Below are 23,904 nucleotides of genomic sequence, written 5' to 3'. Positions count from 1 at the left end.
ACACAATCTAAAGAGAGTGCAAAATAGAGAGAGCTAGTTCATTCCGTACACTGAACGCCAGATATCTGGCACGGTCACATCCTCGAAAATAAAGCCCGAATCGGTGAGCTTTTTCGGGATAACCCGCTGCGAAGCCAGCAGTAGTTCACGCCCCATTTTACCCAGTGCACGCACCGCGAAACTGGGGGCAGCCAGACGTGATTTCCACCGGTAGACACCGTTCAGGTAGTCGTGCAGCTCCCCGTTCTGGATGGGCGCAGGAGCCGCCAGATTGAAAGGACCGGAAACGTCCTCATGCTCAATCACCCACAGCAGGGCACGGGCCGCATCATTAAGTGAAACATAGGACTGCCACTGTTTCCCATCCCCCAGGCGGGCGCCCAAACCCCAACGATACAGATGATGCAACCGGGCCCCGATGCCGTCCTCGGCGGCCACAATCAAAGAGGTGCGCGAAAGCGCCACTCGGACCCCTAAACTGGCTGCCGCCTGCGCGGCAACCTCCCAGCGGACGCAGAGGTCAGCTAGGAAGCCTTTGCCAGCGTGATCATGCTCCACTAAGACACGGTCCCCTCTGGAACCGTAGAAGCCAATAGCAGAACCAGACAGGAAGACTTGCGGTCGCGCTTCGGCGGGCAATGCCGCCATGCCTTGAACCAGCGTATTCACCGAATCAATCCGCGAAGATTCCAGCAAGGCTCTGCGCTTCGGTGTCCACGGTTGCGGAGCAATCGCCGCCCCATTCAGGCACACCACTGCGGTAGAGCCAGCTAACGCAGTGGCAGGAATCAGGCCCTGGGCAGGATTCCAATGAGCGTGTTCACGCCCAAACTTATCCATCTTTACTTGGGTACGCGGGGATTTGACGCGATGCAAAACTCTGACTGTCCAGCCGCTCTGCTCAGCTAGGTCAGCGAGCCGAGAGCCCAGCAGTCCCGCACCAGCGATAGTCAATACAGCCATTGGGGAACCTACTTAAGCACCTTGAAGCGGTTAAAGTGCTTTGCCCCAGGGAGCATCTCTTTCCCGGCGAAAAGCTGAGGGATGGTCACGAACTTGAAGCCCTTCGCGGAATACTCCTTCACAATCAAAGGAACCGCCTGCGGAGCAATCTCATGCACATCATGCATCAAAATGATGGAGCCATTTTGTGTCTGCTGACGGACATAACCCATGGCTTTATCCAAGTTATGGTCTTTCCAGTCGAGGGTATCTACGTCCCAAAGAATGGCGGCTAGGCCCTGATCGGCCATCACTTTACGAACCCGATGATTCACTGCCCCGTAGGGTGGACGCATCAGATTGGGGGTAAAACCGACCACCTTTTCGATCTCTTTGTTAGTGTCGACCAGCTCATGCATGAGGCGTTCGTTATTCAACTTCGTCAGTTGTGGGTGACTCCAGCTGTGTCCGCCGATGGCATGACCTTCCGCTACCGCCCGACGCAAGAGCTCAGGTTGAGCTTTGACCTGACGTCCCATCACGAAGAAAGTGGCGGGAACATTAGCCGCCCGGAGGGCATCCAGAACCTGGGCGGTGTAATCCCCCGGGCCGTCATCAAAGGTCAAAGCAATGCACTTTTCCACGTCACAGTTCGGCCCACCGGTTGCTTCATTCCCATGCGCTAAACGCTCCTTAGGTTCAGGAGTGGGAGGCTCAGGGGTCGAGGGAGTCTCGGGGCTGTCCACGGTTGGTTCTACCGTTTCGACAGTGACTTCCGGGGTGCTGAGTGTCGACTTGTTGGGGGTGAAACCTCCAGCTTGATATGCGGGCGCGCAAGCAGACAAAAGCAGCGCGCATCCGACCACCATAGTGGATAGCGAAAACCGGCGCATTGACGTGACCTTTCTTAGGTGTCAGCCGGCAAAAGTCTAGTGTTGATAGTTCTTATGCTGCTTAACCGGCTTGACCGGAAGCAGCAGGAGAAGTCCGACTAACAGAATCCATACTATGCCCAAAATACCCCAGTATTCATATCCAGCCGCCTTACCCACAATGAGATATCCGACATACAGGGAGAAGGAGTACATGGCGGGGGCAAGGAAAGAAACGGCACGGCCCGTGGTGGCGTACAATCCGAAGACTTCACCTTCCCGTCCCGGAGGAATCACACGGCCCAGGAAGGAGCGTGACGCCGACTGCACGGGACCGACAAAAGCAGTCAACGCTAAGCCCACAATCCAGAAGACACGCTGACCACCGTTATGAAGAATAAAGACCAGAGTGCCACAAATAATCATGGCGACCAAGGAAATAATGATGACTCGTTTCGGACCAATGTAGTCCTCCACCCAGCCAAAAAGGTAGGTGGCAACGCCAGCAATCACGTTGGAAGCGATCGCAAAAATCATGATCTGGGTGGTGTCGAAACCGAAAACGGCTTTCCCAATGATGGCACCGAAGATGAAGATGCCTGCTACGCCGTCACGGAAAACCGCTGAGGCTGCCATGAACAGCAGGGTCTGCGGCGCATTGCGGAAAAGATCCTTAATGGTTCCCCACAGCATCTTGTAGGAGTCGAAGAAGCTCTCCCGGCCTTGCCCCGTGATGTTCTCATTAGGTTTAACGCCGCGAATGGTGAAGAGCACCGGCAAAGCGAAAACAGTAAACCACAGGGCCGAAGTCAGGATTGAGACGCGAATGTTCATGTGATTGACGTCAGTAACCCCGAACCAGTGCATGCCAGAACCGAGGAAAGCTACCAGCAACAAAGCCAGCAAAATAATGCCGCCGAAGTAGCCTGAACCCCAGCCAAAACCTGAGATTGTGCCCCTATTCTTTGAGGTGGAAATCCGGTTCAACATGGCGTTGTAGTTCACGGAGGCGAACTCAAAGAAGATGTTGCCTAAGCCCAGCAGGATAATACCGAACCAGAGCGCATTCATGGCACCCATCGGCGATTCGGGGTAAACCCAGTACATGGCTACCATGCAGGCAATCCCAAGGAAGGTGAAAATACCTAGACTTCGAGTGCCACGACCGCGACGGTCTGCGCGCTGACCGGCAATGGGGGCAAGCAAGGCGATAACCACGCCCGCTAGCGCCATCCCGTTCGACAGGTGGCTTTGCGCGGTGCCCGTGTCAGTGAAGAGCCCATCGGTGGTAAGGAAAGTAGAGAATACGAAGGTGGTACAGACCGCGTTGAAGGCGGCTGAACCAAAATCCCAACTGGCCCAGGCCAACACTGGCCACCGCGTAACAGTTTTCCAAAGCGACAGTGAGTCCTCAGGGACAGGACTGGTATTCGATGATGCAGGTATGTAAGTCACGAATATTACTTTAATGCAATATTCAAGAAATAATCAGCGATAAACTAAAATGCTTTCAACTGTTCACTTGGTGTTCACCAAGAACTGGGCATATTTCAAGTCCGTGGGCGTGGTAATTTTGAAGCCTTCGCTGGCTCCGTCCACAATTTCTACCGGCTGTCCGGCAGTTTCTGCCAGTCCCGCGTCATCAGTGGCGGCCGTGCTTTCTGAGTCTCCTTGAGACTGAGCCTGCTCATGTAACTGCAGAATCTGGTCGAGGACAAAACCTTGCGGGGTTTGCACGATGCGCAGCTGATTGCGGTCCACCGTGCCTGCTACCTGCTGGGGGTTTTGCTGCGAGACTTGCTTAATGGTGTCAACTACCGGCAGCGCCGCAATCGTGGCATGCCCTGTTTCAGCAACGCGGCTAGCTACCCGATCAAAAACTTCAGTTGGCATGAGGCAGCGGGCCGCATCATGGACAAGGACGAGGGCGTCCAAAGGGGCGTACTGTGCCACGGCCTGAAGTCCAGCAAATACTGATGCTTGGCGGCTGGCCCCACCCTCGACAAAAAATACTGGAATCGAGCAAGCCGGTTTTGTCGGCGCAAAGTCAGGGAGAGAAACAGCTGGAATCGTCACCACTACACCCGCCAGATTCTGCACTAGGCTGACCCGTTGCAGGGCGTGTTCAAGGAGGGTACGCCCAGCTAAGGAAACCAAAGCTTTCGGCTGCTTAGCACCTAAACGGTTACCGGAACCAGCGGCAGTCACTACCACCCAAACCGGGGCGTTAACTCCCGCGGAGGGCATCACGGTTGTGGTTCTTCCTCGGGGGCAGGCTCAGGGGCTGCCTCCGCCAGAATCTTATCTAGGCGAGTTTCCGCAGTTTCCTCATTAGTGTCGCGGGCCAAAGCCAGCTCAGAAATCAGAATCTGCCGAGCCTTCGCCAGCATTCGCTTCTCCCCGGCGGAAAGACCACGATCCCAGTCGCGGCGGGTCAAATCACGGACCACTTCGGAGACTTTCACGATATCGCCGGTCGCAATTTTTTCCACATTTGCCTTGTAACGGCGGGACCAGTTGGAAGGCTCATCAATATTGTCCGCGCGGAGTACATCGCTGACTTCTTTCAAACCGTCAGCGTCAACTACGTCGCGAACGCCGACCATTTCCACGTTCTCCGCGGGAACCTGAATGGTCAAATCTCCCTGCGCGACCCGAAGGGTTAAGAAGATTTTCTCTTCACCGCGCATGGTCCGCTTGTTGATAGCCTCAATAGTGGCGGCTCCGTGATGAGGGTAAACTACCGTCTCACCGACTTTGAAAGACATGAAGGTCTCCTTGAAATAGCTCGTGTCTCACCATTCTACCACTAGCCACCTAGCTACTGGGCCAATCTGTCGTGTCTTCCTCGTCCTCTCCCTAGTCTTCTTGCGGAACCAGTTTGTAGCCTAAACCTCGGAAAGTCACGATGCGCTGAGGATGGGCGGGGTCTTCCTCGATCTTGCTACGCAAACGCTTAACGTGCACATCCAGGGTCTTCGTGTCCCCCACATAGTTGGAACCCCAAACCCGGTCAATAATTTGTCCGCGGGTCAGCACGCGCCCAGCGTTACGCAACAAAAATTCAAGCAGTTCAAACTCCCGCAGCGGCAGGTTAAGTTCCTCCCCTTCCAGGGTCACTACGTGACGTTCCACATCCATACGAAGCCCCGCAACCTCCAGGATAGAACCAGTGCTTTCCCCCTGGGAGTTGCGGCGCAAAACTGCGCGAATTCGAGCTAAAAGTTCACGGTACGAATACGGTTTAGAGACATAGTCGTCGGCACCTAGCTCAAGTCCAATAATTCGGTCCACCACATCATCCTTGGCCGTCACCATAATGATGGGGAGTTGGGATTTCGCCCGAATCTGCTTACACACATCAGTGCCAGAGATTCCCGGTAGCATCAGATCCAATAGCACCAAATCGATCTTGTTTTTCTCAAACTGCCGCAGGGCAGATTCCCCATCCGCCGCAGCAATCACTTGATATCCGTCCCGGCGCAGCGAAAAAGTTAAAGGCTCACGGAAGGACTCTTCATCCTCGACAACTAAAATCGTGGTCATTCTTAGTCCTCCTTTTCGTCCATCCTATCGAAGTCATCCTCTATACGCGCCTGCGGTAGCACCAGCGTAAAAGTGGACCCGCGGCCCGGACTGGACCAAACGGAGACCGTACCACCATGATCCATCGCGACGTGCTTAACAATGGAAAGCCCCAACCCCGTACCCCCGGTCGCCCGTGAGCGCCCCGGATCAACCCGGTAGAAGCGTTCAAAAATCCGGTCCTGCTCAGCAGCGGGGATGCCGGGCCCCTGATCGACTACGGCGATTCTAACCAGCTCATCCTCCACCGTCACACCCATGGAAACACTGCCGCCCGACTCAGAGTAGCGAATCGCATTATCAACCAGATTACGCACCGCGGTAGTCAGCAGGTCCGCGTCACCCCAAACGGCAGCGCCCGTATTCTTGCTAGAGGCGACGAGGGAGATTTGTTTCTCCGCCGCCAAAACGCTTTGCATCTCTGTGACGTTCTGGATCAGCTCATCAACGTCAACTAGCTCAGGTTCATGCAAAGCATCTGGCACTTCCAAACGGGAAAGGTCAATAATGTCCGACACTAGGTTGGCTAGGCGCTTTGATTCTTTCCGCAGTGAACGCGCGAACTGCTGCACGTATTCGGGATCGTCCGCGTTATTCTCAATAGTCTCCGACAGTAGCTGGATTGCTCCCACCGGGGTTTTCAACTCATGGGAGACGTTCGCAGTGAAGTCGCGCCGGGTTTGCTCCAGACGACGCGAAGCAGACAGATTCTCCGCCAGAATCAGTACGTATCCGTCCCGTAAGGGCGCCACCCGGACCATCACCGGGATCGTCTGACCGGAGGGGAAGGGACCGCGGATTACTTCTAGCTCTTGCTCTACGACAGTGCCGGTTGCCCGAAGATTCTCCACAATCTCCGCCAGCTCCAGATTCGCTAAAGATTCTTCTTTTACCAGACCATAAGCGTAAGCGTTCGCGTCGGCCCGAACCACCCGGTCGCGACAATTTAGGACAATCGCGGTGTAGGGAACAGCAGCTAGGATGGAAAGCACTCCCGGTTCTAGGGGGAGCGCGGGGGCACCCTCGGCCAGTAGCTCTTCACGATGGCGACTACGTTCACTAATCCAGGCACCCCAAACGCCGCTCGCTCCTACGACGAGACCGAGGAGGGCGCTCACAACGGGAATCCAAACAGTAGTGTCCACGGTCCTAGCGTACTAATGATCCGGGACTTTGTAGCGCCCAGATGCGTTTATCTTCGGAATTGGCGTAAATGTTAACCTGCCGTTCATTTAACGGTGTATTGTCGTTCAAACAACTTTGTTTAACTGTTGTCTGTAAAGGAATCTGCAAGTCGATTTTGCAGTATCGTTTTCACCACTATTGAAAGGCGCGTTCTGGCTTATGCGCGATGCATACAAACAAGATCTTGATCATCTCAGGGATAACCTGGACCGGATGATTCGCTACGTTTCGAGGGCGACCAAGAGGGCACGCTCAGCCATGAAGGAAACTGACCTAATGTTAGCTGAGCAGACCATTGATGCAGATGATCGGATTGACGACCTCGCCGACATGGTGGAGTCAACCACCCTGTCCATGCTCGCTCTGCAGGCACCGGTTGCTTCTGATTTGCGCCTGATTACCGGCGCGATGAAGTTTTCTCAAGCACTGGAACGGATGGGCGATCTAGCAACCCATGTGGCTCAGGTGGCCCGCAGTTCCTATCCGGAGCCACCAACACCTGAACCGATCCAGTCAGTGTTGAATGAGATGGCCGATAAGGTTTGTGATTCTGTGGAGCTATTGGAGAAATTGCTGAACGAACAGGACATGAGCCTGGTCGCAGCGATTATAGATGGCGATGATGAGATTGATGAATACAATCAGCGGGTCCGTCGCCTAGTGGCAGACCCTGAGGTGGAGATGACCCGTCAGCAGATTGTGAACGCTACCTTGCTGGCCCGCTTCCTTGAGCGCTTGGGTGATCACGCGGCGAAGGCGGCTGGCCGGATGCTCTATATTGTGCGCGGCGACCTGATTACTCATCACAATGAGGATATTGAAATCTAAATTCTGTCCTGAACAGACAAGAATGTGGGCGGGTTCCAGTTGGGGAACCCGCCCACATTAACAATTATGGGAGGCAACCTCAGTTGAGGCTCAGACCCTACTTGCCCTGTGAGGCGACAGCCTTGATGGCGGCTTCAGCAGCTGCCGGATCCAGGTAGCGGCCACCCTTGGTGATGGGCTTGAGATCTTCGTCCAGCTCATACACCAACGGAATGCCGGTGGGGATGTTGAGGCCGGCAATCTCATCATCAGAGATGCCGTCGAGGTGCTTGACGATGGCACGCAGGGAGTTGCCGTGCGCAGCAATCATAATGGTCTTGCCGGTCTTAATATCGGGGACGATAACTTCGTTCCAGTAAGGCAGCAGACGCTCCAGCACGTCCTTCAAGCATTCGGTGGCAGGAATCGGCTCACCAGCGTAGCGCGGGTCAGAATCTTGAGAGAATTCGGAACCGGCCTCAATAGCGGGCGGCGGCACGTCGTAGGAGCGACGCCATTCCATGAATTTCTCTTCACCATACTCGTCACGGATTTCCTTCTTGTTCTTGCCCTGCAAAGCGCCGTAGTGACGCTCATTCAGACGCCAGTTGCGCTCCACCGGAATCCAGTGGCGGTCAGCAGCGTCCAGAGCAAGGTTCGCAGTCATAATGGCGCGACGCAGTAGCGAGGTGTAGAGCTTATCGGGTAGCACCCCGGCTTCCTTCAGCAGTTCGCCACCGTGAGAAGCTTCTTCGCGGCCCTGGTCAGAGAGCGGAACATCCACCCATCCGGTGAACAGGTTCTTGGCATTCCACTCACTCTGCCCATGGCGGAGCAGTACTAGCGTGTAGGTCATTTGATCCCTTTCTAAATATTGGTCAACGTTCCTATTCTAACGGGCAGGAACCGGAATTTTATAGTTACAAAGTCCGTGGTCAACACCCTAATAGCGAACAAGGTCACATCACAGTATAAAGATTCACTAACAGATTCGACTTTCGGTTTCTCAACTGAGAATGAGTTTTGATATAACAGTTCTAGCAACCTTAGTTAGGTAATGCTTACCTAGCTGAAGCTTGGTTGAGAGAAAGTAGGAAATAAATTGAAGAAGATTGTTGCAATCGCTGGCTGCGTGGCACTGTCACTCAGCATGGCCGCATGCTCCGCAGACACTAACAACAAAACCGGTGGCACCACCGAGTCCCCCGCAATGGAGATGGCTCCCCTAGCAGTCACCGCTACTACTACCCAGATTTGTGACTACGTCACCCAGATCGCTGAAGGCTCCGACGGCATCGTCGGACTCGAAAAGACCGGCGCTGACGGCAAGACCGTCAAGACCGTTGACCCCAAGAACAAGGCCCTCATTAAGTTGAGCTGCCTCTTGGCCCCCAACGCTTCCGCTCACGAGCACGAAATGACCAACCAGCAGATGCAGGACTTGGCAGCTTCCAAGCTAATGCTAGTGTCCGGTGTTGACTTGGAGCACTTCCTCGACAAGGCCATTGACGCCTCTGGCTTCTCCGGCAAGATTATTGTTACCTCCGGCGACAAGGGTGCCGGTTTCGGCGCAGCCGGCGACAAGCTAGAGGTTGTGGACGGCCCCGAAAAGGTGAAAGTTGAGAAGTGGCCCTTCCCCGGTGAAGACGGCGAAGACCCCGAGTTCACCTTTGATCCGCACGTATGGACCTCCCCCGCTAACGCCAAGATTCAGGTCGTGAACATCGGCGCCGCTTTCGCTGCCGCCGACCCGGAGCATAAAGACGCTTACGATCAGGCTGTGGAAATCTTTGGCAAGCGCGTTGACGACCTCGACGCTTGGGCTAAAGCCACCTTGGATTCAGTCCCCGCCGAAAAGCGCGTTCTGTTCACCTCACACGACGCTTTCGGTTACTTCTCTAACCGTTACGACATCAAGTTTATGGGTTCCGCTATTCCGGACTTCTCCGACCTTGGCGAAGCTTCCGCTGACCACTTGGCTGAGACCGTTCAGAAGATTAAGGACTCCGGCGCTATCGCAGTCTTCGCTGAGAACTCCAACTCTGACAAGAACGTACAGAAGCTGGCTAAGGAAGCTAACGTGAAGCTGGTCAACGCCGATGACGCCCTTTACGGTGACTCCCTCGGCCCGGTAGGCTCCGCTGGCGAAACCTACATCGGTTCCATCATTCATAACGTGAAGTCATTGACCACCGCTTGGGAAGGCAAGATTGCTGACCTCCCCGAGTCCATCAAGAGCTTCGACCGTAACTGATCCGACTGATAGGGTAAACGCGAAATCTAGTTCAAGATTTGCACACCTATCAACGGTTTAACCACAGCTAGCTCCGTTCTGTCAGATAGGCAGAACGGAGCTAGTGAAATTTTCAGCTTAACTACAATGATTTCCAACATCCTTTAAGGAGACCTAATGAATATCACCGCGGACAGTAACGCCCCTTTAACCGACCACCGCGGCGAAAACCAGTACGGTCCCGCACTTGAGTTCCAAGATGCAGCCTTCACCTACGGTGGACCTCCCGCTCTCAGCCACATCACCGGTGCCGTCATGCCCGGCGAAGCCCTAGCACTAATTGGCCCCAACGGCTCCGGCAAGACCACCCTACTGCGCGGCATCCTCAGTCTCATCACAGTCTCCGAAGGAAACCTAAAACTACTGGGCTCCGATGACTTGAAAACCGCCCGCCAACTAATCGGTTATGTCCCCCAGCTAGCTGATATTGACCCCACCTTCCCGGTGACTGTTCGCACCGTAGTGGAAATGGGTATCTACAATCAGCTGCGCTGGTGGCAGTCAGCCCGCACCAAGCGTCAGAAAGTGATGGAAGCACTAGAGCGCGTCGGCATGGCAGACCGTGCCGGACTACGCTTCGGCACCCTCTCCGGTGGCCAGCAACAGCGCGTCCTCCTCGCCCGCGCCACCGTCGGAAACCCCCACATCCTACTGCTCGATGAGCCTTTCAACGGCCTTGACCAGCCCAACCGGCAAGCCCTGCTAGAGGCAATCGAAAACCTGAAAGCAGCCGGCGTCGCCATTATCGTCTCCACCCACGACATGGACCTCGCCCACGCGGTTTGTGAAAAAGTCCTGCTGGTCGCCGGTGAACAGATTGCTTTCGGGCCGCGCGACAAAACCCTAACCGAACCTAACCTACGCAAAGCTTTCGGTGGCCTGCCCGACCAGGGCGCCAACCTGATTGCAAAGTCGGAGTGATCTTGTGACTGAATTCTTCACTTCCGTTACTGATTCCTTCGCGAACGGCGTGGAATTTCTCCGCCTTTTACTGGTGGGCAATCCCCTGATGTTCAAAATCGCGGACATGCCCTTCCTCTTCCGGCCCTTCGTGCTGCTCATGATGCTGGGCATTGTGGCCGGCGTGGTCGGCACCCTAGTCAACCTGCGCTCCCTAGAGTTCTCCGCTGAAGCCATGGTTCACTCCGTCTTCCCCGGCATTGTGGGCGGCTTCGTGTACCTTGGCGGCATCGAAGGCATCATCCCGGGAGCGCTCTTTGTGGCACTCCTAGTCACCCTCGGCCTCACCCTGCTGGGGCAATCGGTCGCCAGCATGGAAACCGCCACCGCGGTCGTCCTCACCGCCTTTTTCGGGATTGGTATTGTCATGGTGACCTACCACCGAGACATGTCCGGACAGCTGGAATCTCTCCTCTTCGGGCGTCTTCTAGCGGTAACTGACGCCGACCTTGCCCCCGCTTTCGCGGTCTGTCTGCTGGCCATCCTCCTGGCCGCCACCACGTGGCGTCGCCAGGTGGCCCGCGCTTTTGACCCGGTTGGGGTGGCCGCCCAAGGCGTCTCCATTTTCTGGCTGGATATCGCCCTGAACCTGGCCGTTGGCCTAGTGGTTGTCGCTGCCGCTACCGCGGTCGGCGCGCTGCTAGTTATCGGCTACCTGATTATCCCCGGCGCCTCCGGCCGTCTGATTGGCCGTTCCGTGCGCTCCATGACGATTATCGCTACAGTGGTTGCGATAATCGGCGGATACATTGGCATGGCAGTGATTGCCGTAGCCGTGGACCAGCCGATCTCACCGCAGGCTGGCTCCATCCTTACCCTGGTTGCCATCTACCTGATTCTGGTCGCTGTGCGTCCCATCCTGTACAAGATTCGCCCAGAAGTACGTGAGCATGCGGTAGCCGCCCACGAGGAAGAAACCGTCGACAACTCCGCCGTGAAGATTGAGGTTGCCCGATGAGATACATGGATTCAGCAAGCCTAGTCAGCAAACTCATGCTGCTAGAGCTTCCCCTGGTGGAAACCATTCTGGTCGCAGGTCTTTGCGGAGTGGTGGGCGTACTAGCGATTCTCCGTCGCCGTGTCTTCTTCACTCAGGCACTCACCCACGCCACCTTCCCCGGCGCCATCATCGGCGTCGTGCTTGTCGGCGCAGGCGTTTTCGGTGCAGAGCTGGCTAACAATCCGCGAGCCCTCACCCTCGCCATTTTCATTGGCGCCACCCTCGCCTGTATCCCCATGGCTTGGGGCATGGGTCGCCTGCAGAAAGTTCCCGGGCAATCCCCCGAGGCTGTCTCCGGCGTCCTCCTGACTTTCGGGTTTGCGCTGGGATACTTCCTCGCGAAATGGTTCGCTCCGCTGCCACTGAAAGTAGCATCCTTCCTGACCGGCAAGCTGCTGAACGTAAACGGGATGGACATCATCTGGTCCGGTTCCGCCCTCGTGGTAGCAGCTTTAGTTGCCTTCACCATGGGCCGCCAAATCGTAGCTGCCTGCTTTGACGAGGTGGGTTTCCAGGCCCGAGGGGGAAACCTGTGGCTGGTCGACGCCGCCATCTACCTACTCATCGGCGTTACCGTGGTAGTTTGTCTCCCAGCCGTCGGTTCCGTCCTAGCGATCGGCCTGATTGCCGGCCCGGCTGCCGGTATGGCACGGCTAATTCCAGAAGCTCGCACGCTGCTGTGGGTTGCCCCCATTTGGGCCATCATCTGCGCCCTCATCGGCCTGATGTTGGGTGTCGTCATGAACCTCTCCACCGGCGGCATGATCGCCATCTTGAGCGCTATCGGGTATCTGTTGCCGGCTGGGATCTCCTGGATTAAAACGCGTCGCGGCCTCGCTAGAATCTAATTCGAAGCAGCCCAATATAAACCTAGGCTCCACTCTGGCTGGGAAAAGCCGAGAGTGGAGCCTAGCTGCAGATTGAGAACAATTAGGTGGCGGACGTATCAGCGGCCAGACGTATCAAGGAATCTGCGCAGAAAAGAGAAGACGGTTCAACACGGGAACCAGCTCCTAACCGGTCGATCGGAGCGTTAAGCGGAAGGTGGCGACATGATGGAACGGTCCGGCGCAGGATTGTCCATACCTTCCATCGACTGAGCAATCGCGTCGCCTTCTAGTAGGTCTTCGTCCTCAATCACAGCAGTCGGCAAACCGCCCTCGAAAACATCCTGGAAAGCCTGAGACAGGCCCGCGGAAGTCTCCGGCAGGACACTCTCCGCGTAAGTCATAGCGCGACGACGCTCCAAGTACTTGCTCCCCAGCGCAGAAACCTGCATGGCCAGCAAAATCAGCAAGCCTCCCCAGATTAGGCTGGATGTCAAAGGCTCTCCCCAAATCATAATGGCGAAAACCGAAGCAAAGACCGGCTCCAAAGAGAAAGTCAAAGCCACCGAGGTGGCAGACAGCCGCTGCTGCGCCCAAGTTTGAATAATCATAGCCATCAAGCCAGCGACCACAGCCATGTAAAACAAAGCCATCCAGTCAGTCACCAAAACAGGTAGCTGAAAGCCTTGTCCGGCGCTAATGACACTAAATACGGCCCCCAGCACACCCATCTGAACAATACTCAAACTGACCGGATCAGCCCGGACTGCCCAGCGCGACATCATCACAATATGGAAAGCGAAAGCTAAAGCGGAGCCCAAAGTTAATAGCTCACCAAGGCCGAACTCTAGGTTGCCGCCCGTGAGGGACAAAATCCCTAAACCAACAACCGCTAAGACCACAGCCACCCAGTCGAAAGGATCAATTTTGAGACGGAACAGTATCCACACCAAAATGGGCGTGAAAACGATGTACATGACGGTGATAAAACCAGACACGGAAGCATCCACATACTGCAAACCGACCGTGTTCAGAGCCTGACCGAGGCTGAACATGAATCCCAAACTGAAACCATAGAACCACTGGCGGCCACTCATAGCTACCAGCCGTTTCCAGAAGATTAAGGCACCCACAATGAACGCCAAAGTGAAACGGACAGCTAGATAGTTGACTGGGGTAATCCGGTCCAGTAATCCCTTCGTCATGGGGAAGGTTGACCCCCAAACCATGCAAAGTAGCACTATCGCCAAAAACGCTATGAGCTTCGATCGCCGAGCAAAACGCTCAGCAGTCCACAAGCGGGCTTGACGTACCGAATTTACCGCTGTCAACCTTCACCTCCTAAGGCAAACAACCCACACCGAAGTGCGGGCTGCCTTATAAATATGTGCCGTATTCACCAGTCTAGTTCATCAGTCAAATGCGTGCGGAACCAGCCGGTGTCACATGTGACACCCTATTTAGCCGAAACGACCAGAAATGTAATCTTCCGTCGCTTTCTGATCGGGATTCTCAAAGATCTTCGCAGTCTCATTCATCTCTACCAACTGTCCCGGCTGACCCTGCGCCTCTAGGTTAAAGAAGCCAGTCATATCTGAAACCCGGGCGGCCTGCTGCATATTATGGGTCACAATCACGATCGTGTAGTCGCTCTTCAAAGTGGCCATCAAATCCTCGATCGCCAAAGTGGAGATCGGATCCAAAGCTGAGCAAGGCTCATCCATCAAAATGATTTCCGGCTTCACCGCAATGGTGCGGGCAATACACAGGCGCTGCTGCTGCCCACCTGAAAGCGCAGAACCGGGAACATCCAAACGATCCTTCACTTCATTCCACAAGTTAGCGCCCCGCAGGGACTCTTCCACCAAGGCTTCCTGATCGGACTTAGACATGCGCCGACGGTTCAACTTCACGCCAGCCAGCACATTGTCCGCAATCGACATAGTGGGGAACGGGTTAGGACGCTGGAAAACCATGCCAATCTTACGACGCACCTGCACCGGATCAATTCCGCGGTCGTAGATATTTACGCCCTCGACCTTGACCTCACCCTCAACGCGAGCCCCCGGGATTACCTCATGCATCCGGTTCAGGGTGCGCAAGAAAGTAGACTTGCCGCAACCGGACGGGCCAATCAGGGCGGTAATCGTATTCGCCCGAATCTGCATATTGACACCCTTTACGGCAAGGAAATCACCGTAGAAAATGTTCTCGTTTTCAACTTCAATCAGCACTGGTGGGGTTCTCCTTCAAGGACATTATTTTTCAAGTTCATAATGGGGCAGGACTTTATGGCTCATCAGTTCTGCCCCTTCGGCGCCAGCTTCACAGCAATCCAGCGGGCCACCAGGTTCAAAATCATGACAATCGCAATCAAAGTCAAGGCTGCCGCCCATGCTCGATCGGCGTGAATAGTGGGGGAACAGTTCAACGCCCCCTCGGCGCAAGGCATATCGACCGCGGTATAAGAGTTATAGATGTACACCGGCAAGGTCGACATGCGGCCATCGAAAAGATTGCCGTTGATGCGATCAGTCGCACCTACCGTCACCAGCAGGGGCGCCGTTTCACCAATTACGCGGGCAATCGCCAGCATTACGGAAGTGGTGATACCCGCCGCCGCGGTCCGCAAAACCACCTTCACGATGGTTAACCATTTGGGCACGCCGAGGGAGTATGACGCCTCCCGCAGCTCATGCGGCACCAGGCGGAGCATCTCCTCACAGGAACGAACCACCGTCGGAATCATCAAAATGGAGAGCGCCACGGAGCCTCTGAAACCAGAAATATAGGCCGGCCCCATCACCAAGGTGAAGAAAGCCAGAGCAAAAAGGCCCGCCACAATCGACGGAATACCAGTCATCACATCAACCAGAGCGCGAGTGATTGTCGCGAGGCGGCCATTCTCATCCGCGTACTCAGTCAAGTAGACGGCGGTTGCTAAACCAATTGGGACAGAAATAACTGTCGCCCCCAAAGTCACCAGCAGAGTACCCAAAATCGCATGGTAGGCGCCGCCCAAAGTGGACTGACCGAAGACCCCGTTCATGGAGTAGCTGAAGAAATCTAGGCTCAGAATCTTGCTGCCTCTGATAATCGCTGACAACAGCATGGAAATCAGCGGCAACATCGCCAGCAAGAAAGCGACCGTAACTAGCGTGTAGGCGACGCGATTCTTCCACACCCGGCGGGATTCAAAAGCCGGATCTTCAGGAGCGAAAGGAGGTTTTTTCTGTGCCGGTAGCGCGGATTCAAGATCCGCGGCTTCCGCGGCGGAAAGAGTTTTCTTCATTAGTTAGCTCCTGAGAACTTGCTGCGGCGGCTAATTACCCAGCGGGCCCCGGAGTTCACCAGCAAAGTGATGATGAACAGGACCAGGCCGGTCGCAATCAGCATGGAACGCTCATTGCCGAAAGCCTCACCGAATTGGGAGGCAATATTGGCGGCAATCGTGGAATGCTTCGCGTCCTGCAAGATTGCCCAGCTGAACGTGTTACCGGTGGAAAGGACCATCACAACAGCCATGGTTTCGCCGAGGGCGCGTCCCAAACCCAGCATTCCAGCGGAAATAACGCCAGAGCGCCCAAACGGCAGCACTGCGGTGCGAATCATTTCCCAACGGGTGCATCCCAGAGCTAGGGCAGCCTCCTCATGGAGGCGCGGCGTCTGCAAGAAAACTTCCCGGCTGATAGCGGTCATGATGGGAAGCACCATGATGGCGAGGATCAGTGAGGCAGACATGAGGACGCGACCATTACGGGAAGCAGGACCCTCAAATAGCGGGATGAAACCCAGATTGTCGCCCAGCCACAAGTAGATGGGCACCAGCTTCGGAATCAGCCACTGCCCACCCCAGAGACCAAAAACGACCGAGGGAATAGCGGCTAAAAGATCAACCAGGTAGCCTAAGAATGAAGCTAACCGGCGGGGTGCGTAATGGCTGATAAACAGTGCGATACCAATGGAGATAGGCACTGCAATGACCATTGCAATCGCGGAGGCCAACACGGTACCGAAAATCAGCGGACCCACAATCTGCAAGAAAGTGGCACCCGCAAAATAGCCGGGCGCGGAGAAGCGGGCGCTGGAGTCGCTGAGGACCGGCCAGGCCTGAATAATCAGGAAGGCCGCCACCGCCGCCAGTGTCAACATAATGGTGATTGCTGCGCCCGTGGAAATGTACTTGGAAATTAGGTTGCCGGTTCTCCCGGTGCTACGCGCACTGCCTCGAGCACCTGAGGGACCCCAGATACTCGAGGAAGTGGCAGTTTCTTGGCTTTGCGCCATTAATGATCAGCCCACCTTAATGGAGTCGAGCGAAGCGTTAATCTTGGTGCGCAGGGCTTGCGACAGCGGCGCGGACTTTGCTGCGGCAGCAGCCTGGGCCTGGCCTTCTTCAGATACTTCGTAGCCGACAAATGCTTTCACCAGGTTGCCTTCGTTCGCGTCACTGTAAGCGGAGCAGACCACATCGTAGGACACCAAGATGATCGGGTATGCGGCCGGGTCACTGGGGGTACGGTTAATGGTGAAAGCCAAGTCCATGCCGGAGGCGCCGGACAGTTCAGATTCATCTAGGGTCTTCGCTGCGGCTTCACCGCTGACCGCAACATAGTCGCCGCCGGCGCCCTTAATCTTGGCGATACCCATACCGGCGGCGGCAGAGTCATCAACGTAGCCGATGGAGCCCTGACCGGACTGCACTAGGCTGACTACGCCCTGAGTTTTTTCCCCGTTGGTGCCGGCCAGCGGCCACTTCTTATTAGCTTCATGGGTCCAGACCGAGGGGGCTGCGGCATGCAACCATTCAGTGAAGTTGTATGTTGTACCTGAACCATCAGCGCGGTGGACCGGCGTGATAGCGAGGTCAGGGAGGGATACTCCCTCGTTCTCAGCGGCAATTGCCGGGTCGTTCCAGTTAGTGATCTGGCCGGCGAAAATCTTGGCGACGGTTTCTGCGGAGAAGTTCAGGGTGTCAACGCCGTCCAGGTTGAAGACCACCGCGATGGGGGAAATATAGACCGGCAGGTGCATTACGTCAGCTTCACAGCGGGCTTTAGCGGCTTCACGGTCCTCATCTTTTAGGACCTCATCTGAGCCGGCGAAGGAAACCTCTTTAGCTAGGAACTTTTTCACGCCAGAGCCGGAGCCAACCGGATCGTATTCGACCTGGGCGCTGGGGTTCTTCGCAACAAATCCGGCCTTCCAAGCCTGGATGGCGGCCTTCTGGGAGGAAGCTCCCGCGCCAGCCAGAGTGCCGGTCAGGCTTTCAGCCTGAGAAGTTTCAGTAGTGCCATTGTCGGTGGCGGCCGTCGGATTATCGGAACCGCAAGCGCTGAGGAAGAGAGCCAGTGAGGCCGCAAGGCCAACTACGCCCACGCGGGAAGAAATAATATTCACAGTAGTCTGTCTTTCGTTCATGGTGCAATCAGGAAGTGCACCTCGCAACGACGCGTTAGCGTCTCTTACGCTTTGCAGACTACGGGACGGACGTTACAACCGAAGGTAAACTTGGTTAACTTCAGGTTAACAATAGCCAAAACTAAGTTGCATACGTCACACGAATCGGTGTTGTGGTGGGGTGTCGGGCTGAGGTGTTTTCCAGTCGAACTAGCGCCTTCACTTGGATTCAGCGCAGCAGATAGGCTAATCAGATGGTCACGCGATGGCGCTCCATAGCCACCAGTCCGGGCAGTTCACCCTGCTGTGGGCGACGCAAATGCAACACCATAGCTTCACCGCTCTCCATCGAGGTGGCAATCACTTCCGTAGCCTGTCCAGGCAGCAGGGCGACACTATTTTGCAGGACTTTCACCCATTCACTAAGCGTTTGCGGAGCAATACAGATTGCCGCGGCATGTGAAGGCATCGCTCCCGCCGGATTTGGGTTATAACCTAGGTTTCGGGTTTGCGGGGACGAGGGCGATATGGTTTCCCCAGCCTGCACAATCAGCTCATGCAGTAGCCGGCGCGGATCATCCAGCGGACGAATCTGCAACCCAGCCACATCAGCGAAAGGCCGCAAAGTCTGCTGCGCCGACGGGCAGGGAGCTGACCAGAGGCTAGACACCCCATAGGCAGACAATAGTTTCAAGATTTCAAGCGACTGGGTGACTCCCCCTCGGCTCAAAGACAACCCCAAGTCATGATCGTTGCGTGCGGGAATCGTTTCAGCGGGGGCAACCAAGATGAGCGGGAAAGTCGCCAACAGTTGCGCCTGCGCTTTAGCCAACAAATCGTCGAGGAGGCGACGGTCCCCGCGACGGGTCAGCATCCGCCGTGCCTTCGCCGGGGAAACCCAGGCGGTCTTGTCGATCTCCGCGGCAGGGGCCTGCTGCACGACCGGTCGGGCCGCCAGTTTCGCGTCATCTTCGGCGACCGTTCCAACCCAGTAATAGACCTCTTTAGTGATGCCAATACCCAGCCGGTACCTTTGCGTCAGCATGGGAGCGTGCAGGTTCACGGCGACACCGGTCTCTTCCTCGACCTCACGAACGGCAGCGGAGATTAGGTGCTCCCCCAGTTCCAGTTTGCCTTTCGGCCATGACCAGTCATGATATTGCGGACGATGCACCAGCAGCACCTCAATGCCCTCTGGATTATCCGCCTCCGCAGCGGATTCCTCGGCCCACCCTGGATCAGTCCCCGGCGTGGCCACCAGCTTCGGCGCTATCTTGCCTTGCGCCAACGACTTCGGGGTTATCAGCGGGCGCGGTTGCGGTTTCGGAACCGGCACAGCCCACCGCCACACCAAAGCTCCTCCCGCTCTAACAATGCGGGAGGGAAGCGGAGCGGGCACGGGTTTCATAGCTACATTATCGACGCGCCCCGGAGACAAGTCCAGCGGGCAGGGCAACTATCCCCCTCAGAGAACGGGACAACTGCCCCGCCCGCAAGCTGTCAGCACCTATTCACGGTCCCCCAATTTTGCGGCTTCCGCCAGCTCCTCCGCGGTCTTTTGCAAGGCTCCTGCTCGCCGGGTCACCACATCAGCCAGTTCATCATCGTCACTGGTAATCCATTCTGGGCCGGCTGAAACACCAGCGGCCAGAACACGCATCACACCGGAAGTTGCTTTCAGCAACTCCACCATGGAATCCACCCCGCCACCGGTCATCAGCTGCTCGATCTTCGCCATGGTGGACTCTAGCTCCGGAAGCACTAGGTCTTCCGCGCCGGGACGTTGATGAATCGCCCTCTCACCTTCTTCGTAACGGGAGCGAACCGTGTCAGTATCGCGACGGAACCATTCACGAACCAAGTAAAGCCGCCACATTTGACCGGGTAAAGTCAGTTTGGATGAGCGCGCCCAGAGGGTTGAAACAGCGTCCACCCCCTCGGTCTTAATTAGGTGTGCGAGTTTCTCGACTTGATCGGCGGTGAACTCATCATCACCCAAGCCCAGTAGGGCACGCGCCGAAGTCAGCGCGACCGCCGTGGTGACGGCGGGGTCCTCATCGCCGGGGATACTTTCAGCCACTTCCGGGTCGAGCATCGCTGGTCGACGGGGGTGGTTCATTGATGCAGACATAGCAACCTCCTCAACCGATATTCTTATCTCTCTATTATGACTTAGTGACGCAGATTACGCATTGACTTAGGCGGGTGTTTAGGCATCTGGGCGCGGCCACTGATTCTGGGCAGCGCCTGATTCTGGCCATACCACACGCTGTCACTCCAGCCGGCCGCAAAAAACCTGCGCGCACACTCCGCCGACACAAATTGAACTTCAACATTCGTCGACTCTATACCCAACATTTTCCGGGTTCAGAAAGGTGAGTTTTGCCGCAATCTCGTTCTGGCGTGGCATAAGTGGCTTAGACAGATATAATAGTGGAGCACACGGGCCTCTAGCTCATCTGGTAGAGCAACGGACTTTTAATCCGTGGGTGGCGGGTTCGAGCCCCGCGGGGCCTACCGTGTTGAAACCCTCTCTGGGATAATTCCAGAGAGGGTTTCGTTTACATTCAGCCAGTCTTTCGGGTCGCCCTGACTTTCGCACTGCCTTGGACTTTCGGATTGACCGGCCTCACCCGCTGCCTTGGACTCTAAAAACACGCGCTTGACTCAGAACTGTGTGGGAAAAACCAAATTTCGGCCAAATTTATCCTGAAAATGGAGTTTTTCCACACAGTATCGAAATTGTGTGGCATTCTGCCCCACACAAAAGGTTCACCTGCACTTTTGCACACAGTTTCACTCTAATGCAACATTCATGGGCTGAATTCCACAGCGGGGAAATCACCACAGCAGGGCCGAACAGCTTGGACAGTAACCCCAACAGCGACTGTGCACCTTAACCACAATTGTGCACCTTGTAAGGTGCACAATTAACAGTAAGGTGCACACTCGACGAAAACACCGGCCGCCGCCGCCGCAGGGCAATCCCCGCCGCAGACTAGGCTTCGTCCGGCTCGAAACGCAAGCTGACCGAGTTCATGCAGTAGCGGTTACCGGTCGGGGTATGCGGAGCATCCGGGAACACATGCCCCAAATGCGAGTTGCATTTGGCGCAGCGAACTTCGGTGCGGATCATACCGTGGGAATAGTCCACGATTTCGGTGGTAGAACCTTCCTCGGCCTCAAAAAATGAAGGCCAGCCACATCCGGAATCAAACTTCGCGCCAGACTTAAACAGGCGATTGCCGCAAGCGCGACAGAAGTACCAACCCAAGCGGTCTTCGTCTAGCAGTTCACCGGTGCCGGGCCTTTCCGTGCCGGCCTCGCGCAGCACATGGTACTCAATGGGGCTGAGAATCTGACGCCAGCACTCCTCGGAAATCTCCGACGGGTTGTCCACGTTTGCTTCGTTAGTCATGTCATTCTCCCCTTCCATGGGTCATATCGAGTTCACCGTCATCATCATAGAACGTGTCGTCCAACGGCAAGCCCTCGACGGTCTCTTCCGGGTGCTTATCCGTCGAGGTGGTATCTGAGTTTACGCCTGCGTCTGAGGCCGTAACCGAATTTACGCCATTGGCCGAGGGCGCTCCCTCCGTCACCCCTGCTGGGGCCGAGGGGGTTTCCGCAAACTCGCCGGTGGCAGTGGATTCGTCGGCTTCGGAAGCAGCTGCAGTGTCCCGTGCGGTGGCGGCCTGGCGTTCGGCTTCTTTTTCTCTTTCCTTGAAGACTTCTTCACCGGGACCTTGGAATGCTTGCGCGCGTTCTTCCGCCTGCGGCGAACCCGAATATAAGCGGGATGAGGCAGGATCTTCGTCGACTGAAGTGGCATCCGGTAAGGAAGTAGAGGTCACGGTGGAGTCAGAAACCGAAGCTCCGGAAGACTGGGCAGAACCAGCAGAACCAGCCGCACCGGATGACCCAGAAGCCGTGGCAGAGTCAGCGGGGACAGCAGTGGAAGCAGCCGCCAGCGCCAGAATCTCATCGGCACTCAAAACCACGGTCGCATCCGGGTCAACAGCATCAGATGCTGCCCCGCCGGAGTTCTCGTCCTCGTCGGGCATCACTATCCCCAGGATGCGATCAAAGATGCCCTGCCGGTTTTGCTCGGCGGCTTCCTCGGCCTGCTTACGGACGCCACCCCGGGCGACACCAGCCTCCGCTTGAATGCGCTGGATTTCAGCACGCGCCTGCTCTGGCGTCAGGAGAATCGTTTCATCCTCGGGCCCAGCAACCTTAACAGAGGGAAGGTTCGGAGAGGTGTAAGCGCGGACCAGCTCCCCGTATTCTTCGCCCAGTAATGCGGCGTTGTGATTGCGTGTCTGCTCTTCGATGCGGTGGCGAGCCAAAGCGCTGGGGGTCTGCCCGACCGCCCAACGGACCATGTGCTCACGCAGGTAGCAACGCAAGTCCCAAAGCTTCGACGGATCCGCCGCGGAGACACACAGGCGCACAGTCATGTAGTCGGGTTCAGAGTCAGTGACCTGAATGCTGGCGGTCTGCCCATCCCACAGGTCAGTTTGCCGCAGCAGCCGGTGCATCTCCTTACGAGCCGCAGATACGGGCGCACTCCAGTCCATGGGGAGCTCCACGACGCCTAGCACCTGGGTGTGGCGACGGGTCCAGTTCTGGATTGATTCCTCGGTCAGTTTCTTGGACGGCACGATCAGCCGTTTCTCATCCCACAGGCGCAGCACCATGTAGGTCAGCGTAATCTCCTCAACGGTGCCGTACTGTCCTTCATAGTCGAGGATATCTCCCACGCGAATCGAGTCTGTGAAAGCGATTTGCAGGCCGGCAAACATGTTACCCAGCACGTTCTGTGCGGCAATGCCGGCGACTAGGGAAACCACGCCGGCGGAAGAAAGCAAAGCGGTCATTGCGGTTCGCATCGCTGGGAAAGTCAGGAGAGCCACCACAATACCAATCACCACGATGATGGCTTGGAGAACGCGGCGCAGCACTTGCATTTGGGTTGTTACCCGCCGAGCTCTGCCAGCTTCGGAGTCACCGTACCGGTATTCAGCGACGTCCTCAATGATGTGGACGACTTGTGTCAAGATCCAGGTGATGCCCAGAATAATGGCAATCCAGAGTCCATGTTGGATGGGGACGAACCAGTATACGACTGCCCCTTCATCGACGCCGTTCGCAGCCATTTCCAGTCCGATGGCGGAGCCCAATAGCGCTAGCGTGACAATTAGGGGTAGTCGAACGCGCGCAGCTAAAGTCCGTCCCGGCGCTGTCCTGCGGAGAGAAACTTTTAGAATTACTACAAAAACGACAGCTATCGCGAGGCCAAGAGCAACCCCGATTGCCGCAGAAATAATGTAGGTCATAAAATCAACAGCTCCGCCTACGGCATTCTCAGCGGTATCTTGGGGGAGCACCGCTAGATGACTAAGGGACGAGGGCGTGGCGTGAGCTTGGCCGCATACGGCTGATAATAGGTTCATACAACCAGACTAGGATGCTTTAGCTTTTTGGGCTACACGCCCTCACCTACAGGCAACTACTTTGCGCTAAAGGCTGATAGTTGCGGTAGTTGGGGGAACAAAAAAATCGGCGTGTGACCATGGTCACCAAGGTTCGCGTTGCGCAGTGCCGAAACACCCCTATAGACTATACGAGTTCGCAAAACGAGCCACGGTTCGGAACAGGCCCCCATCGTCTAGCGGCCTAGGACACCGCCCTTTCACGGCGGCGGCACGGGTTCGAATCCCGTTGGGGGTACGAACTTCGCTGAAATGTGAAGTACAATTTAAAGGCTTCGTGCCTTAAACACGAGGCCCCGTAGCGCAGTTGGTTAGCGCGCCGGCCTGTCACGCCGGAGGTCGCGGGTTCAAGTCCCGTCGGGGTCGCCGACATTGAGGCCAATCAGGAATGGTTGGCCTTATTTGTCACTTGGCCCTGTAGCTCAGTTGGCAGAGCGTTCGACTGAAAATCGAAAGGTCACCGGATCGACGCCGGTCGGGGCCACAAGATTGCTCGTCTCAGATTTGAGGCGAGCATTTTTGCATCTGGGGACAGCAT

Annotated in this window: 22 protein-coding genes and 4 tRNA genes; 9 read left to right on the top strand and 17 right to left on the bottom strand. The window is 56.1% G+C overall.

Going from position 1 to position 23,904, the window contains the following annotated elements; all coding sequences use genetic code 11:
* Positions 1 to 33: 33 nt before the first annotated feature.
* The 7 genes from BM477_RS05475 to BM477_RS05445 all read right to left on the bottom strand — a co-directional run bounded on the left by BM477_RS05475 (position 34) and on the right by BM477_RS05445 (position 6,544).
* Positions 34 to 963, bottom strand: a complete 930-nt coding sequence (locus tag BM477_RS05475; protein ID WP_075361670.1) for a TIGR01777 family oxidoreductase — start codon at positions 961 to 963, stop codon at positions 34 to 36.
* 8 nt (positions 964 to 971) lie between these two features.
* Complete coding sequence (locus BM477_RS05470; protein ID WP_075361669.1) at positions 972 to 1,835, bottom strand: polysaccharide deacetylase family protein; 864 nt, start codon at positions 1,833 to 1,835, stop codon at positions 972 to 974.
* A 36-nt stretch (positions 1,836 to 1,871) separates the two neighbouring features.
* Positions 1,872 to 3,260, bottom strand: coding sequence for an MFS transporter (locus BM477_RS05465; protein WP_075361791.1), 1,389 nt, complete (start codon positions 3,258 to 3,260; stop codon positions 1,872 to 1,874).
* Between the two features lie 72 nt (positions 3,261 to 3,332).
* Complete coding sequence (gene ispD, locus BM477_RS05460; RefSeq protein WP_075361668.1) at positions 3,333 to 4,061, bottom strand: 2-C-methyl-D-erythritol 4-phosphate cytidylyltransferase; 729 nt, start codon at positions 4,059 to 4,061, stop codon at positions 3,333 to 3,335.
* A complete protein-coding gene (locus tag BM477_RS05455) occupies positions 4,061 to 4,582 on the bottom strand; it encodes a CarD family transcriptional regulator (protein WP_075361667.1) in 522 nt (173 codons plus the stop codon). Before BM477_RS05455 ends, ispD begins: the two co-directional genes overlap by 1 nt.
* Positions 4,583 to 4,673: 91 nt before the next feature.
* On the bottom strand, positions 4,674 to 5,360 hold the full coding sequence (locus BM477_RS05450) for a response regulator transcription factor (protein ID WP_075361666.1): 687 nt from the start codon (positions 5,358 to 5,360) through the stop codon (positions 4,674 to 4,676).
* Positions 5,361 to 5,362: 2 nt separating this feature from the next.
* A complete protein-coding gene (locus tag BM477_RS05445; protein ID WP_084543745.1) occupies positions 5,363 to 6,544 on the bottom strand; it encodes a sensor histidine kinase in 1,182 nt (393 codons plus the stop codon).
* Positions 6,545 to 6,743: 199 nt separating this feature from the next.
* Between BM477_RS05445 and phoU the strand changes: the two genes are divergently transcribed.
* Positions 6,744 to 7,412: a phosphate signaling complex protein PhoU gene (gene phoU, locus BM477_RS05440; protein WP_075361665.1), complete on the top strand. Its 669-nt coding sequence runs from the start codon at positions 6,744 to 6,746 to the stop codon at positions 7,410 to 7,412.
* A gap of 97 nt (positions 7,413 to 7,509) precedes the next feature.
* Here phoU and BM477_RS05435 read toward each other — a convergent pair whose 3' ends face one another.
* Positions 7,510 to 8,247 (bottom strand): phosphoglyceromutase, encoded by a 738-nt coding sequence (locus BM477_RS05435; RefSeq protein WP_075361664.1) that lies wholly within the window; start codon positions 8,245 to 8,247, stop codon positions 7,510 to 7,512.
* Positions 8,248 to 8,541: 294 nt separating this feature from the next.
* Between BM477_RS05435 and BM477_RS05430 the strand changes: the two genes are divergently transcribed.
* From BM477_RS05430 to BM477_RS05415, 4 genes are all read left to right on the top strand, one after another.
* Entirely contained in the window at positions 8,542 to 9,645 is a 1,104-nt protein-coding gene (locus BM477_RS05430; RefSeq protein ID WP_075361789.1) for a metal ABC transporter substrate-binding protein, read from the top strand.
* Between the two features lie 156 nt (positions 9,646 to 9,801).
* The gene (locus BM477_RS05425) at positions 9,802 to 10,605 is read left to right on the top strand and encodes a metal ABC transporter ATP-binding protein (RefSeq protein ID WP_084543744.1); all 804 of its coding nucleotides are present in this window, start codon (positions 9,802 to 9,804) and stop codon (positions 10,603 to 10,605) included.
* Between the two features lie 4 nt (positions 10,606 to 10,609).
* On the top strand, positions 10,610 to 11,602 hold the full coding sequence (locus BM477_RS05420) for a metal ABC transporter permease (protein WP_075361663.1): 993 nt from the start codon (positions 10,610 to 10,612) through the stop codon (positions 11,600 to 11,602).
* Positions 11,603 to 11,607: 5 nt separating this feature from the next.
* A complete protein-coding gene (locus tag BM477_RS05415) occupies positions 11,608 to 12,492 on the top strand; it encodes a metal ABC transporter permease (RefSeq protein ID WP_075361662.1) in 885 nt (294 codons plus the stop codon).
* Between the two features lie 185 nt (positions 12,493 to 12,677).
* On the opposite strand, the gene BM477_RS05410 is transcribed toward BM477_RS05415, so the two are convergent.
* The 7 genes from BM477_RS05410 to BM477_RS05380 all read right to left on the bottom strand — a co-directional run bounded on the left by BM477_RS05410 (position 12,678) and on the right by BM477_RS05380 (position 20,002).
* Complete coding sequence (locus BM477_RS05410; RefSeq protein WP_143230217.1) at positions 12,678 to 13,802, bottom strand: DMT family transporter; 1,125 nt, start codon at positions 13,800 to 13,802, stop codon at positions 12,678 to 12,680.
* 129 nt (positions 13,803 to 13,931) lie between these two features.
* Positions 13,932 to 14,705, bottom strand: coding sequence for a phosphate ABC transporter ATP-binding protein PstB (gene pstB, locus BM477_RS05405; RefSeq protein WP_075361660.1), 774 nt, complete (start codon positions 14,703 to 14,705; stop codon positions 13,932 to 13,934).
* Positions 14,706 to 14,770: 65 nt separating this feature from the next.
* The gene (pstA, locus tag BM477_RS05400; RefSeq protein WP_075361659.1) at positions 14,771 to 15,763 is read right to left on the bottom strand and encodes a phosphate ABC transporter permease PstA; all 993 of its coding nucleotides are present in this window, start codon (positions 15,761 to 15,763) and stop codon (positions 14,771 to 14,773) included.
* Complete coding sequence (gene pstC, locus BM477_RS05395) at positions 15,763 to 16,758, bottom strand: phosphate ABC transporter permease subunit PstC (RefSeq protein ID WP_075361658.1); 996 nt, start codon at positions 16,756 to 16,758, stop codon at positions 15,763 to 15,765. The genes pstA and pstC overlap by 1 nt, the downstream gene beginning before the upstream one ends.
* A gap of 6 nt (positions 16,759 to 16,764) precedes the next feature.
* Positions 16,765 to 17,892, bottom strand: coding sequence for a phosphate ABC transporter substrate-binding protein PstS (gene pstS / locus BM477_RS05390; RefSeq protein ID WP_075361657.1), 1,128 nt, complete (start codon positions 17,890 to 17,892; stop codon positions 16,765 to 16,767).
* A 229-nt stretch (positions 17,893 to 18,121) separates the two neighbouring features.
* Positions 18,122 to 19,279 (bottom strand): NUDIX hydrolase, encoded by a 1,158-nt coding sequence (locus BM477_RS05385; RefSeq protein ID WP_143230216.1) that lies wholly within the window; start codon positions 19,277 to 19,279, stop codon positions 18,122 to 18,124.
* A 99-nt stretch (positions 19,280 to 19,378) separates the two neighbouring features.
* Positions 19,379 to 20,002, bottom strand: coding sequence for a hypothetical protein (locus BM477_RS05380; RefSeq protein ID WP_075361655.1), 624 nt, complete (start codon positions 20,000 to 20,002; stop codon positions 19,379 to 19,381).
* Between the two features lie 313 nt (positions 20,003 to 20,315).
* Between BM477_RS05380 and BM477_RS05375 the strand changes: the two genes are divergently transcribed.
* Positions 20,316 to 20,388, top strand: a tRNA-Lys gene (locus BM477_RS05375).
* Positions 20,389 to 20,869: 481 nt separating this feature from the next.
* Here the strand turns inward: BM477_RS05375 and msrB are convergent.
* Positions 20,870 to 21,289, bottom strand: coding sequence for a peptide-methionine (R)-S-oxide reductase MsrB (msrB, locus tag BM477_RS05370; RefSeq protein WP_075361654.1), 420 nt, complete (start codon positions 21,287 to 21,289; stop codon positions 20,870 to 20,872).
* 1 nt (position 21,290) lies between these two features.
* Positions 21,291 to 23,327 (bottom strand): mechanosensitive ion channel family protein, encoded by a 2,037-nt coding sequence (locus BM477_RS05365; RefSeq protein WP_084543742.1) that lies wholly within the window; start codon positions 23,325 to 23,327, stop codon positions 21,291 to 21,293.
* A 204-nt stretch (positions 23,328 to 23,531) separates the two neighbouring features.
* On the opposite strand from BM477_RS05365, the gene BM477_RS05360 reads away from it, so the two are divergent.
* From BM477_RS05360 to BM477_RS05350, 3 genes are all read left to right on the top strand, one after another.
* Positions 23,532 to 23,604: transfer RNA gene (locus BM477_RS05360), tRNA-Glu, on the top strand.
* A gap of 54 nt (positions 23,605 to 23,658) precedes the next feature.
* Positions 23,659 to 23,732: transfer RNA gene (locus tag BM477_RS05355), tRNA-Asp, on the top strand.
* Positions 23,733 to 23,777: 45 nt separating this feature from the next.
* Positions 23,778 to 23,850, top strand: a tRNA-Phe gene (locus tag BM477_RS05350).
* Positions 23,851 to 23,904: the final 54 nt, after the last annotated feature.

The organism is Boudabousia marimammalium, assembly GCF_001936115.1.
GTDB lineage: Bacteria > Actinomycetota > Actinomycetes > Actinomycetales > Actinomycetaceae > Boudabousia > Boudabousia marimammalium.
Note: the sequence above shows the minus strand (reverse complement) of the source record. Positions and strands in the feature narration are given on the sequence as shown.

Excerpts from the sequence above, each read along its gene's own strand:
- BM477_RS05475 (WP_075361670.1), bottom strand. The coding sequence starts at position 963 with ATGGCTGTATTGACTATCGCTGGTGCGGGACTGCTGGGCTCTCGGCTC.
- BM477_RS05470 (WP_075361669.1), bottom strand. The coding sequence starts at position 1,835 with ATGCGCCGGTTTTCGCTATCCACTATGGTGGTCGGATGCGCGCTGCTT.
- ispD (WP_075361668.1), bottom strand. The coding sequence starts at position 4,061 with ATGCCCTCCGCGGGAGTTAACGCCCCGGTTTGGGTGGTAGTGACTGCC.
- BM477_RS05455 (WP_075361667.1), bottom strand. The coding sequence starts at position 4,582 with ATGTCTTTCAAAGTCGGTGAGACGGTAGTTTACCCTCATCACGGAGCC.
- BM477_RS05450 (WP_075361666.1), bottom strand. The coding sequence starts at position 5,360 with ATGACCACGATTTTAGTTGTCGAGGATGAAGAGTCCTTCCGTGAGCCT.
- phoU (WP_075361665.1), top strand. The coding sequence starts at position 6,744 with ATGCGCGATGCATACAAACAAGATCTTGATCATCTCAGGGATAACCTG.
- BM477_RS05435 (WP_075361664.1), bottom strand. The coding sequence starts at position 8,247 with ATGACCTACACGCTAGTACTGCTCCGCCATGGGCAGAGTGAGTGGAAT.
- BM477_RS05430 (WP_075361789.1), top strand. The coding sequence starts at position 8,542 with ATGGCCGCATGCTCCGCAGACACTAACAACAAAACCGGTGGCACCACC.
- BM477_RS05425 (WP_084543744.1), top strand. The coding sequence starts at position 9,802 with ATGAATATCACCGCGGACAGTAACGCCCCTTTAACCGACCACCGCGGC.
- BM477_RS05415 (WP_075361662.1), top strand. The coding sequence starts at position 11,608 with ATGGATTCAGCAAGCCTAGTCAGCAAACTCATGCTGCTAGAGCTTCCC.
- pstA (WP_075361659.1), bottom strand. The coding sequence starts at position 15,763 with ATGAAGAAAACTCTTTCCGCCGCGGAAGCCGCGGATCTTGAATCCGCG.
- pstC (WP_075361658.1), bottom strand. The coding sequence starts at position 16,758 with ATGGCGCAAAGCCAAGAAACTGCCACTTCCTCGAGTATCTGGGGTCCC.
- pstS (WP_075361657.1), bottom strand. The coding sequence starts at position 17,892 with ATGAACGAAAGACAGACTACTGTGAATATTATTTCTTCCCGCGTGGGC.
- BM477_RS05385 (WP_143230216.1), bottom strand. The coding sequence starts at position 19,279 with ATGAAACCCGTGCCCGCTCCGCTTCCCTCCCGCATTGTTAGAGCGGGA.
- BM477_RS05380 (WP_075361655.1), bottom strand. The coding sequence starts at position 20,002 with ATGTCTGCATCAATGAACCACCCCCGTCGACCAGCGATGCTCGACCCG.
- msrB (WP_075361654.1), bottom strand. The coding sequence starts at position 21,289 with ATGACTAACGAAGCAAACGTGGACAACCCGTCGGAGATTTCCGAGGAG.
- BM477_RS05365 (WP_084543742.1), bottom strand. The coding sequence starts at position 23,327 with ATGAACCTATTATCAGCCGTATGCGGCCAAGCTCACGCCACGCCCTCG.